We start from the raw sequence: 12,304 nt of genomic DNA, 5'->3' as shown, positions 1-12,304 counted from the left end.
TGAAAAACATGTACTAAAGGAATTAATTATAGTGTCCAAATCATGAAAGCACTTTTTGCACTTTGCTTGCCAAGCATCTCGGCAACCTATATTCCGTTGATCATTGAACTGAGCGATCATTCTACTCAAGATGACAGACCTCCATTTATCTTCCTGTATCAATCATGTTGGTCATTTGGACTTGAAAATGCAGTAATCAAGAGGTTTTCGATCCATGATGCTTACAATTGGTACGTATGGATGCTTGATATCATGCTAGCAACCTTGCTGCAGATTGCAGGGGACTATACATTTTAGAGTAGCTGAACGCCAATAAAATCAAGAAATCTCCAACAATACGAGGTAACACGTATGGATATACGTAGTGCCTCGTATTGTCTCGCCGACCTGCCATGCCCATCTTTACATTTTTAAATCAGGCCAGCGAATTCATGAGAAAAAACCATAGCTTTCTAATCCCTCTTCATCTTTCATTTGTTGTTTTGGCCTTGCTTCCAGACATCACCCTAGCACAAAGTATCATGACCGATTTTGCCTCATCTTCTAGTTCAGTATGTGAGCCACAAACCTTTTCATTTACAGATCACTTCATCAATCCTCCGTTACGAGAAGAAGGCCAGTCGATGTGTTCAAGTCGCTTTTCATGCTAACTAATCAAGTAAAAATTATCCTCTAATTATTACCTATACATAGATGAAAAAGATACTACTCGTTGCTCTTACCTTGTTGACATTCACCCTATCCAATGCGCAAGAATGTGATACGCTATCCTATGAGTGGGAAACCCCCTCTCCAACCACAACTGTTTTTAATTATGGATCAGGTAGACTTACAGGTGTACCAGATCCATCGAACTCTACAAACCCAACAGACGCAAAAACAATCTTTGAAGGCTTTACGAGTCCTAGTCCTGGTACGAGCTCAGTAGGAGCTGTTTTATTAGGTCTTGGGTTTCTTTCGGATGACAATGATAATCTCAGGATTGATGTGATGGTTTATGATGACAATGGGTCAGGCAGACCAGGCACTCAGGTCGGGGGTGTAACAGGTCTTTCGCCTACTTCGTTAGGGGTAGTGCATAATTTTAGAGAGTTTTGGATTAAGCTGCCTTCTTTGCCAGTTCCTACCACCAGTATATTTTATGTTGGCGTAGTGATGCACCCTGGGGATGCCAGCGATCAACTGGTTGTCCAAGCTAGTGCTAAAGGACAGGGCAATGGAGATGGATCCAATAGCATTACAACAACCCAATATGGAAATGAAATATTACTTAGTGTTTACAGTAGCGATATAGATCTGAAAATAATAGCAAAACTGGGGGTAGTTAGAGATCCTTCTTTTAGTTACGGTAGCAGCAGCTATTGTTCTAATTTACCTGATCCCACGCCTACTATATCAGGGGACGCAGGAGGTACATTTACCAGTTCTCCTTCGGGTCTTTCTATCAATAGTTCTACGGGTAAAATAGATTTGTCGGCTAGCAGCGGTGGCACCTATACTGTTAGGTACACGACTGGAGGAACATGTTCTCAGTTCAAAACCCAATCTGTAGTCATTGTAGATGATGAACCGACCATTACCTGTCCAGCCAATCAGACGATAGATTTTAACGCCAGTTGTCAATATACTTTGCCTGACTATAGAAGTTTGGCGGTCGCCAGTGACAACTGTAGTACGCCTACCATTACACAATCTCCTGCTCCAGGATCTGTTTTGTCCGCTACTCAAATCGTCACACTTACTGCCAATGATGGGGATGGAAACACAAAAAATTGCACGTTTAGTGTGACACCAGCCGACAACACGAAACCTACGATCACGTGCCCTGCAGATCAAAATGTGAGTTTCGACACGAGCTGTGAGTACACGCTATTGGATTACACGACTTTAGCAACCGCCGCTGACAACTGTGGAACTGCCACAGTCACACAATCCCCAGCAGTTGGGACAGTGATCACGGCAAGCCAAGTTATCACACTGACGGCTACAGATGATGCAGGCAACACAGAGACTTGTACCTTCAATGTAATTCCAGCAGATGACACGAAACCTATGATCACATGTCCTTCGGATCAGAATGTGAGTTTCGATACGAGCTGTGAGTACACTTTGATAGACTTTACATCACTAGCAACAGCCAGTGACAACTGTGGTACGACCACAGTCACACAATCCCCAGCGATTGGTACAATGATTAATGCTATCCAAGAGATCACACTCACAGCAACAGATGGCAATGGCAACACTGAGACTTGCACCTTCAACCTTATCCCAGAGGACAACACGAAACCTACGATCATGTGTCCTGCGAATCAAACGGTCAGTATTAACACCAATTGTGAGTACACGCTATTGGATTACACCTCATTGGCTACTGCGAATGACAATTGCGGAACGGCTATTGTCTCCCAGTCTCCATCAATGGGCACATTGATCACTGCTACACAACTGATCACACTCACTGCCACAGATGCGAGTGGTAATACGGAGGTCTGCTCTTTCAGCGTCATCCTTGAGGACAAAATCAAACCAACCATCACTTGCCCTCATAATGTAGAAAGCTGCGAGGAAATCATCTCCTTTGAAGAGCCCACTGCTACTGACAATTGTACAACACTGACGGTGACTCAAACAGCAGGTCTAGCCAGTGGATCATCATTTCCAGTAGGTGTGACCACCAATGAATACCTCGTCACCGACGATAGCGGAAACACGGCCACTTGCGCTTTCACCATCACAAGACATCCGGTCGTCGAGGTAGATGCTGGAGCAGACGCCACCATCGATGCAGGCTTCTCATATACCCTCAGTCCCACTGCCAGCGAAGCGAATAGCTTCGAATGGTCTCCTTCCGATGGACTCGACGATCCATCCAGTATGACCACCGTTGCTCGACCTACCCAAACGACTACTTATATGCTGTTAGCCACCAGTGAGACAGGATGCTCGGCAAGTGATGAGATCACCATCACTGTCAATGACCAAATAGAAATCAACAATTTCATCAGCCCCAATGGAGATGGCAAAAATGACTTCTGGGAGATCAAAGGGAATTGGCTACTAGAGGTTTGTACAATCAAGATCTACAACAGCAAGGGAAATGTAATCTATCAATCCACTGGCTACAACAACGACTGGAATGGAACCGATCATGGCAGATCCCTACCGCAAGGCGTGTATTACTACACCCTATCTTGCCCCGACCAAAATACAAAAAAAGGAAAAATCACCCTGATGAAATAATAGAATGAACACCAAAACAAACTACCTCCGAATCATTCTTATAGCCAGTATGACTCTCTGCAGCCAATTTACTTCGGCTCAGCAGATATCACCATTCAGTCTATACAATCAGAACCCCTTCCTCATCAATCCTGCCGCAGCAGGGTTGAACAACTGCCTCTACGGGTTCGTGAATCGCAGAGTACAGGCTACCGGAGTGGATGACTCTCCTAGCACGCAGCAACTGAGTCTCTATGGAAGCCTGACGCCTTCTCATGGCTTGGGTACTGCCATACGCTACTCGGATTTGGGCATAGTTTCACAATTTTCAGGAAACATCAGCTATGCCTATCACTTGAAAATCTCAAAGGAGAGCACTCTGCATGCAGCCTTTTCCTTAGGTATCGACCAACAGCGGTTCAACATGGATGAAGTCATAGCCAGTGACTACACCGACGAATTATTGATCGGACAAAATCAACCCCAATCAAGTCTGTCCAACGGTCTAGGATTGATGTTTACCTCCCGAAGACTCACACTGGGAGTAGCGATACCTCAGACGTTTTCTAGGAAATCAGAGCTAAACTTTGCACAAAGTGAACAATTCAATGCCTATGCGGCCTATGATCTCGTAAGCGGACCTAATTGGCAGCTCGAAGGGTTTCTCCTCTATCGAAATTATGATGCGCAAACTGACCAGCTAGATATTGGTGGCAGAGTTGTATTGCATGACATCCTAGGACTGGGCGCTATCTACAAAACCAGGTATGGAATCGCTGCAATGGCTGATCTACAAATCAATGATCGATTCATCGTCGCATACAACTACGAGGTATCTACCAAAACCCAATCTCTGGGAGGCTCACACGGCATCATGCTCGGGATCAAACTATGTCGTAGCAAAAACAGACCTGCAGACAATCAGTCATACGTACCCAACGTGCAACCAGCACCTGTTGTCTGGTCTACTCCGACCGAGCCTATGCAGACACCAAAAGAACTCGTCACAGAATCGTACGAACAAGAAATAATAGAGACACTACCCGATTCACTCAATGCTGTTTTCACACAAAAAGACCTCATCATCCGGTTTGCACAAGCATCTGAAGACTCGGTCATTTCGGGAAATCAATACAAGGTCATTACCAAGGTATCTGAGATTCTGAAAGCCCACAAGAAACTCAACGTCACGATAGTGGGACATGCCAGCGCTCCTGGTATAGAAGAATTTAACCAGCAAATCTCCGAAGCAAGAGCCAGTGCAGTGGCAAATGAACTCATCAAAACAGGTATCAATACAAATCGTATCTCGACTGTTGGAAAAGGAGAAACGGAGCCTTTGTCAGAAGAGGACGAAGACAATAGATGTGTGCAGATCATGTTCCAAACTGAGTAAAAGTAGTACTATAAAATTTGAAAAGCTGTCCGAGTAGAGCAGCTACCCAATTTGTACTAGATTCTCCGAAAACAGGAGAACATGCACGCTTACATCAATGCGGCAAGTACTTCCTCAAAGCACCGTAAAGAAAGGCTCCTAATGTAGCACTCAAAATCACCACCAAGAATACTGGTGTACCATAGCCTACTATAATGAACATAGGACCTGGGCAAGCGCCCGTCATTGCCCAACCAAGACCGAATATAACACCCCCAAACAACAAGGCCTTGAAGCCATTCTCTTTGGGTTTCAGTTGCATCAACTGTCCATCGATGTCTTTTGCGCCTACCTTTTTGATCATTAGGAGCAAAATAGCACCAACAACAACTGCCGATCCGATGACCCCAAACATGTGGAAGGATTCAAATCGAAACATCTCGTAAATTCTGTACCATGAGATGACCTCCGCCTTACTCAAGATGATTCCAAATACAATTCCCGTCAATAGATATTTTATAAATTTCATCTGATGCTAAGATTAAAGGGTAAGTAAATACGGTAAGATCAAATGCGTCATGATCAATCCACCAATGAAGAAACCAACGACGGCTATCAATGAAGGCAATTCCAGATTACTGAGTCCAGTGATCGCATGACCAGAAGTACAGCCTCCAGCATAGCGCGTCCCAAAACCTACCAAGAGACCTCCTCCGACCAGCATAATCCATCCCTTGATTGTCAACAGTGCTGACAAGGAAAATAACTCTGCTGGTAAATACTGCGCACCGGGATTCTGAATAGAAAAGGATTGCAAATTCTCTATCGTCGATTGAGAAATCGCAACTGCGTCACCATTGTTCAAAAAAGTATGGGCAATGTATCCACCAATCAGCGTCCCCAATACGAACACCAGATTCCAAATCTTATCCTTCCAATTGACATTAAAGTAATCCACCCATCTACCTGCACCAACCATGGAACACATCGTTTCCAGGTTACTGGAAATCCCAAAACGCTTTCCAAAAAACAGCAGGGTAATCATCACCACTGCAATCAAAGGCCCCCCTACATACCAAGGCCATGGTTGACTCATCCACTCTATCATAAGCTTAATTTTTCTCTAATTCACAATTCTGTAATTAGACAAAAAATCCATTTGAATAGTTTCAAATGGATTTTTTGTCACTTCATTTTCTCCCATTATATCTGTTGCATCACGCCATTGAGTGACATCCAGCCACCTCCATTGTATGCTTCTATGCCTGCAGATTTGGCTTGGTTGGTTGCCATTCCGCTTCTCATACCACTGGCACAGCAAAACACCACTGGCTTACCTGTTGCTTTCAATTCTGCGAATCTTTTGTCTATGCTATCCAACGGGTAATTTTTAGCCCCATCGACATGACCTCCCATGTATTCTGCTGGTGAACGTACATCGACGATCACAGCACCCTTTTTAATTGCTTCTATCATTTGTGCCTTTCTCTTTTTTCCAAAACCAAACAGTTCTAACAATCCCATTTTCGATTTGTGTTTAATACAAGACAAAAGTAAGTACTCTCGATAGAGGATATTGTAACAATTGTTACCCTAGCATGTTATTCTTCCTAAAAGTACAAAGGTCTAAAAACAATAAACCCAAGAAATTAGGTATAACTAAAGTCTTGGGTCTTAAACTCTAAATCTTGAATCCTAGTGCTCCAAATCACCAGTCCAGCCTAGGATACCTCCTTCGAGATTGTACAGCTCACCTGTAAATCCCATGCCTTCCATCAAACCACAGGCCTGACCGCTACGGTTGCCACTGCGACAGTAGATGTAGTAGTTTTTAGTTTTGTCCAATTTTTCCACTTCTTTAGGGAATTCTGGATTGAAAAAGTCCAACATAATAGCCCCTTCGATATAGCCCGCATCCCATTCTTGTTGCGTCCTTACATCCAACAAAACAGCATTGTCATCTGCGGCAAATTTTTCTGCAAAGTCTATTTCGTCAATATTCTGATACATATAAGTGATATTTAATTGATCCTACTTTAAGGTTGTGGGGCAAACATAATCTGACTTTTTGATTCCTGTCTCCTGAATCGCCTTAAATCCACCCGCCACATCTGCAATGTTGTGAAATCCACGGGATTTCAAAATCGACGAAGCAATGACAGATCGATACCCGCTCGCACAGTGAACGTAATACTTTTCATCCTTGTTGAGCTCATCCATGTGTTCGTTGATAAAATCCAATGGAAAAGACAGAGCTCCATCCACATGCTCAGAAGCATACTCACCAGGTTTGCGTGCATCCATGACTGTCATAGACTCTGTCACCATTCGCTGCTCCAGTTCCTCTGCAGTGATGGATTCGATGCTATCAGTTTCTTTTCCAGCTTGCTTCCATGCCTCGATCCCTCCTTGGAGATAGCCAAGCGTGTTGTCATATCCCACACGAGATAGCCTTGTGAGTACTTCCTCCTCGCGGCCCTCATCAGCAACAAAGACTATGGCTTGTTTCAAATCCGTAATCAATGCCCCAACCCATGGTGCGAAGCTGCCATCGATCCCAATGAAAATAGAATTAGGAATGTGTGATTCCACAAAATCAGTCTTGCTTCGCGTGTCCAAAACCAACGCGCCTTCATGATTGGCCATCGCTTCAAAAGTCTCCACATCCAAAGCAACATTCCCTTTGGCCATCACCTCGTCGATGCTATCATAACCGGATTTGTTCATTATGGCATTTTGAGCAAAGTATTGAGGAGCTGGCAAGATTCCTGAAGTAACCTCTTTGATGAATTCCTCACGAGTCATATCTGCTCTCAGTGCATAATTCACCTCCTTTTGGTGTCCCAAAGTATCCCAAGTTTCTTTCGACATGTTCTTGCCACAAGCAGAACCTGCTCCATGAGCAGGATAGACGATCACGTCATCTGGTAACGTCATGATCTTACTTCTCAAACTGTCGAATAGATACCCTGCCAAGTCCTCTTTAGTCAAATCGCTCTTAATGGCCAAATCAGGTCTCCCTACGTCTCCAATGAACAAGGTATCTCCTGAAAATATGGCATGCTCCTTTCCGTCCTCATCGTACAATAGATAAGTGCTACTCTCCATCGTGTGTCCAGGCGTGTGTAGGAGTTTGATCTTCACTTTTCCAATCTCAAAAATTTCCCCATCCTTGCCTGAATAACTCTCAAACGTAGTGTCCGCATGAGGACCGAATACGATCTTGGCTCCTGTCTTCTCCGCCAAATCCACATGTCCAGACACAAAATCAGCATGAAAATGCGTCTCAAATACGAATTTGATTTTGGCATGATCGCTTTCAGCCTTGTTGATATAAGACTGTACTTCTCTCAGCGGATCAATGATGGCTGCTTCGCCTTCACTCTCTATGCAATAGGCTCCTTGTGCCAAGCAACCTGTGTATATCTGTTCTATCTTCATGGGTCAATAACTTTAAATCTTATTACAAATGTACGCGTTGCGTCTTTTTTGGATTGTAACATAAGTTACAGCCCCGTACAAAAAGCAAAAAAACATACCCTTTTACTAGAATAGCCCATCCAAATTGCATAAAAGAGAGAAGGATTATAGCTATTTTATGAATAATTGCTCTCTACATAATGTCTCTAAAATATTTACACTAATTGTCAAGAGAGCTCGTTAGATTTGTATTGTACAGCCAGTTCCACCCACTTTTACACCCTAACTTATGAATGATTTGAAGATCAGTTTTCTTCTTATATTGGTTGTTTTTCCCTTTCTTTCTTATGCTCAGTGCCCAGATAGTAATGGGTCTAACTTAGCAGGTGGGAGTTTCACTATTACAGATGACTGTGTCATCACTGCTGCTGATCCTATATCTAGTTCCTCCATTGTCATTACTGAATCTGGGTCTCTGACCATCAATGTAACGGGTGTGTCATTTACCCAATTTGGTTCTTCTATTATTATTCAAGGGGACGGGACTGCTCCTGATGGAGAGTTAATTATCAACTCAGGTAGTTTTTCAATTAATTTTGGTGCTACTGTCACAGTTGAAGCAGGCGCTCTATTGTCAATCGAAGAAAATCTTTTTTTAGGAACTGTTGGCGCAACTTCAACCTTGAATATCAATGGCACTGTTAACATAGGTAATACAATGACAGCTGGACCCTACGGAGTATTGACAGGCAATGGCAGTCTTAATATAACAAACACAGCGACGAACAATGGTACAGATGACACTGGGTTCACTGGTTCGGTCAATTGCGATGGTGGGCCATGTAGCACCTTGCCTGTAGAACTATCTTCGTTTACAGGCACTATCATGGGAGATAACATACTCCTCAAGTGGACTACACTTACTGAGACCAATAATGATGGCTTTGAGATAGAAAAAAGTACAAATGGGAAAACATTTGAAACAATTGGCTATGTCAGTGGAGGAGGAACTATCAATCACAAACAAGATTACTCATTCATTGATTATGAACTGGCATCACCAGCAATGTACAGATTGAAGCAGTATGATTATGATGGAACTGTTGAATACAGCCACATCATATTGGTTCAGTCATACCTTTCTCCAGAAGTAAGTATTTACCCAACCTATGTTGACAATACTTTAAATTTTGTTGGCCCTGATCAAGAAGAATTTACCATGAAACTGGTGGATATCTCTGGACATTCCTACATCTCTACCAATGTACCTGCCAAATTAGATGACATAAAAAAACAGATTGATAATCAATTGGACAGGCTACTACCATCTATTTACATCATTCAATTGACATCTTCTAGAAATAGTCAAACCCTAAGATTTATCAAGAGGTAGAATTCTATCTTAAAAACTCCAACATGAGCTTGTTGATCTTGCCAAACTCGGTCAAGAATCCATCATGTCCGTAGAGAGAGTTGATTTCGCGATAGGTCACATTGGGTATGTGAGTAGAAATCCACTGCTGTTCGTCAGCGGGGAAGAGTAGATCAGAGTCGATGGAGATTTGTAGCACTTCTGCTTGAATAGTCTTCAAAACAGCCTCTACTCCACCACGATTTCTACCGATATCATGCGTATCCATTCCTTTGGTCATCAACCACAGCAGGTAGCCCTGAAATTTGCGATCAATCAATTTCTTACCTTGATAGCGCATGTAAGAATCAGCTCTGAAACCCTCGGTTTTAGATTCTGAATCAGCCTGCGTTTGGTTGAAGATCGTGTGATTCCTGTAAGACAACATCCCAATGGCTCTGGCTGCTGCCACTCCATGTTCTCCTGCTCTCATATCACGATCTCGCCAAGTAGGATCCGCCTCGATAGCGATCCGTTGTGAAGCGTGCACTGCCAATCGCCAAGGCAATTCTCTCGGGCCAGTTACGACCAAAATGAGCTTTTCGAACAAAGCAGGCTCTTGAGCCACCCATTCATAGGCTTGAAATCCTCCCATGGATCCTCCGAGACCTATGGCAATTTTTTCAATCCCCAAATGATCTCTCAATATCTTATGAGCCGCAACCATGTCTCTGATCGTGTACATCGGGAAATCCGAATAATATCTTTCTCCTGTCTTAGGGTTGATCGTCAAAGGGCTACTGGTGCCATACGGCGACCCCAAGATATTGGCACAAACGATGAAATACTTGTTGGGACTCAGTGCAGATTCATCACATAGGATGTCACCCCACCAGTCCGCCAGATTGGAGTTGGCTGTCAATGCATGAAATACCCAGACTACGTTGTCCTTCTTCTCATTGAGTTGTCCCCACGTATGGTAAGCAATTTCCAATTCGGGCAACTCACCCCCCATCTCCAATGGGAAGGCTTTTTCAATCTTCAGTATTTCAGGGTTTTCACTCATAAATTTACGCGACCGCAAACCTAACAAATGTACGATAATAGTCAGTCCTCTTACTTCAAATTCAAGGAAGAAAAAGCCATATTTGCAACCTGCTCTGCACAGAGCCCCAGAATCGCGAATTGAGAAGTAACATGAGTAAGAAAAGCAGACATTTCGAAACAGATGCCATCCGCATACAGATAGAGACCACACAGGAAAAGGAACACTCCAATCCTATGTACTTGACCTCCAGCTTTGTGTTTGATGACGTGGAAGAAATGCGCGCGACTTTTGCGAGTGAAATAGATAGAAATACCTACAGCAGATTCACCAATCCCAACACCAGCGAACTCATAGACAAGATGTGCGCTTTGGAGAAGGCTGAAGCGGGTTTTGCGACAGCCACAGGGATGTCTGCGATCTTCACTACCTTCATGACTTTGCTATCTGCAGGCGACCACATGTTGTCGGTGCGATCTATTTTTGGCTCTACCCATACCATCATCAGCAAATTCTTGCCCAAGTACAACATAGGCAGTGATTATGTGGATTTGAATGACACGGCGAGCTGGGACAATGCTGTCAAATCCAACTCCAAATTGCTCTACCTAGAGACCCCAACCAATCCTGGAATTGAGTTGATTGACCTAGATTTTGCCAATGCATTTTGCAAAAAGCACAATTTGATTTTGGTGGTGGACAATTGCTTTGCCACTCCATATATCCAGCGCCCGATAGAGTTTGGTGCTGATTTGGTGATCCACTCAGCGACCAAATACATCGACGGACAAGGTCGTGTCATGGGTGGTTTGGTACTTGGACGAAAAGATCTCATCGCAGAGATTTTCACTTTCTCCAGAAGTACGGGCCCTTCTTTGTCACCATTCAATGCTTGGATACTGTCCAAAAGCTTGGAGACATTGGCTGTCCGTATGGATCGTCACTGTGACAATGCCTTGGCACTCGCCAAGTATCTAGAAGCACATCCTCAGGTAGAATGGGTACGCTATCCGTTCCTCCCTTCACATCCACAGCACGAGATTGCCAAAAAGCAAATGAGCTCTGGTGGCGGTATGGTTTCCTTTGGGATCAAAGGAGGCTTGGAGGCTGGGAAGACATTCTTGGAGGGAGTAGAAATGTGCTCACTCAGTGCGAACCTAGGAGACACCAGAACCATCGTCACGCATCCTGCCTCTACCACCCACGCCAAACTCACCGATGACGAACGAGAAGCCACTGGCATCACTGCCAATCTGATCAGGGTATCTGTAGGGCTAGAGCACATCGAGGACATCATCGAAGACATCGATCAAGCGATGGCAAAGGCTAAGAAATAAGTTTTTCACCTAGAAAATCATCTACCTAGATCTTGTTATATTTATAAGATCAGGCCAATAATGCCATATACTATTGATCAAATACGAAGTTGAGATGTTAGCTTTGATAGAGGGACAAGTAAACTTTCCATTTTTGGCAGAAAACTGTTTGCGAAACCCAAAGGGCACAGCAACGAAGTTTATGCCCATATTGGCCACCAAAAAGTAGAAATCAAATTTTGGAAATGATCAACTCACTCACCCCTATTGCAATAGCACTGTGAAAAATTAAAATTATACTGTGTCAAATAAGTAAAGCAGAATCACACCCGCTCTGGCGCAGCTGTGATGCGTTCGCATTGATTGGGCATTTGAAATGCCTAGCATCTCTAAAGATCGAAATCGCAATACATCCGCACAAGTACCCAATACACCACAAAAAGGCTGAAAAAAAGTTTTTTCACGCTTCCTGAACACTAGGAATGGTGGAAAAATGTTTTTTCATGCTTCACGAACGCTAGGAAAGGCGAAAAAATGTTTTTTCATGCTTCACGAACGCTAGGAATGGTGGAAAA

11 protein-coding genes are annotated in these 12,304 nt (G+C 43.6%); 5 read left to right on the top strand and 6 right to left on the bottom strand.

From position 1 onward, the window contains the following. Nucleotides 1–42: 42 nt before the first annotated feature. The 3 genes from N6H18_RS09160 to N6H18_RS09150 all read left to right on the top strand — a co-directional run bounded on the left by N6H18_RS09160 (nucleotide 43) and on the right by N6H18_RS09150 (nucleotide 4,618). Complete coding sequence (locus tag N6H18_RS09160; RefSeq protein WP_262311537.1) at nucleotides 43–297, top strand: hypothetical protein; 255 nt, start codon at nucleotides 43–45, stop codon at nucleotides 295–297. A gap of 396 nt (nucleotides 298–693) precedes the next feature. Then, complete coding sequence (locus N6H18_RS09155) at nucleotides 694–3,243, top strand: HYR domain-containing protein (protein WP_262311536.1); 2,550 nt, start codon at nucleotides 694–696, stop codon at nucleotides 3,241–3,243. Between the two features lie 4 nt (nucleotides 3,244–3,247). Next, the gene (locus tag N6H18_RS09150; protein WP_262311535.1) at nucleotides 3,248–4,618 is read left to right on the top strand and encodes a PorP/SprF family type IX secretion system membrane protein; all 1,371 of its coding nucleotides are present in this window, start codon (nucleotides 3,248–3,250) and stop codon (nucleotides 4,616–4,618) included. Between the two features lie 94 nt (nucleotides 4,619–4,712). On the opposite strand, the gene N6H18_RS09145 is transcribed toward N6H18_RS09150, so the two are convergent. The 5 genes from N6H18_RS09145 to N6H18_RS09125 form a co-directional block, all read right to left on the bottom strand. Then, a complete protein-coding gene (locus tag N6H18_RS09145) occupies nucleotides 4,713–5,126 on the bottom strand; it encodes a YeeE/YedE family protein (protein ID WP_262311534.1) in 414 nt (137 codons plus the stop codon). A gap of 12 nt (nucleotides 5,127–5,138) precedes the next feature. After that, the gene (locus N6H18_RS09140; protein ID WP_262311533.1) at nucleotides 5,139–5,705 is read right to left on the bottom strand and encodes a YeeE/YedE family protein; all 567 of its coding nucleotides are present in this window, start codon (nucleotides 5,703–5,705) and stop codon (nucleotides 5,139–5,141) included. Between the two features lie 95 nt (nucleotides 5,706–5,800). Then, nucleotides 5,801–6,121: a rhodanese-like domain-containing protein gene (locus tag N6H18_RS09135; RefSeq protein WP_262311532.1), complete on the bottom strand. Its 321-nt coding sequence runs from the start codon at nucleotides 6,119–6,121 to the stop codon at nucleotides 5,801–5,803. A gap of 171 nt (nucleotides 6,122–6,292) precedes the next feature. Further along, nucleotides 6,293–6,607 carry a rhodanese-like domain-containing protein gene (locus tag N6H18_RS09130; protein ID WP_262311531.1) on the bottom strand — a complete coding sequence of 105 codons (315 nt, stop codon included), beginning with the start codon at nucleotides 6,605–6,607 and terminating at the stop codon, nucleotides 6,293–6,295. Nucleotides 6,608–6,628: 21 nt separating this feature from the next. After that, nucleotides 6,629–8,038, bottom strand: a complete 1,410-nt coding sequence (locus tag N6H18_RS09125) for an MBL fold metallo-hydrolase (protein ID WP_262311530.1) — start codon at nucleotides 8,036–8,038, stop codon at nucleotides 6,629–6,631. Between the two features lie 268 nt (nucleotides 8,039–8,306). Between N6H18_RS09125 and N6H18_RS09120 the strand changes: the two genes are divergently transcribed. Next, nucleotides 8,307–9,410 (top strand): hypothetical protein, encoded by a 1,104-nt coding sequence (locus tag N6H18_RS09120; protein ID WP_262311529.1) that lies wholly within the window; start codon nucleotides 8,307–8,309, stop codon nucleotides 9,408–9,410. 4 nt (nucleotides 9,411–9,414) lie between these two features. On the opposite strand, the gene N6H18_RS09115 is transcribed toward N6H18_RS09120, so the two are convergent. After that, the gene (locus N6H18_RS09115; RefSeq protein ID WP_262311528.1) at nucleotides 9,415–10,434 is read right to left on the bottom strand and encodes a homoserine O-acetyltransferase family protein; all 1,020 of its coding nucleotides are present in this window, start codon (nucleotides 10,432–10,434) and stop codon (nucleotides 9,415–9,417) included. 131 nt (nucleotides 10,435–10,565) lie between these two features. Between N6H18_RS09115 and N6H18_RS09110 the strand changes: the two genes are divergently transcribed. Beyond that, a complete protein-coding gene (locus N6H18_RS09110) occupies nucleotides 10,566–11,750 on the top strand; it encodes an O-succinylhomoserine sulfhydrylase (RefSeq protein ID WP_262311527.1) in 1,185 nt (394 codons plus the stop codon). Nucleotides 11,751–12,304: the final 554 nt, after the last annotated feature.

It is taken from the genome of Reichenbachiella agarivorans (assembly GCF_025502585.1).
GTDB lineage: Bacteria > Bacteroidota > Bacteroidia > Cytophagales > Cyclobacteriaceae > Reichenbachiella > Reichenbachiella agarivorans.
This window is presented reverse-complemented; position numbering and strand designations above follow the sequence as displayed.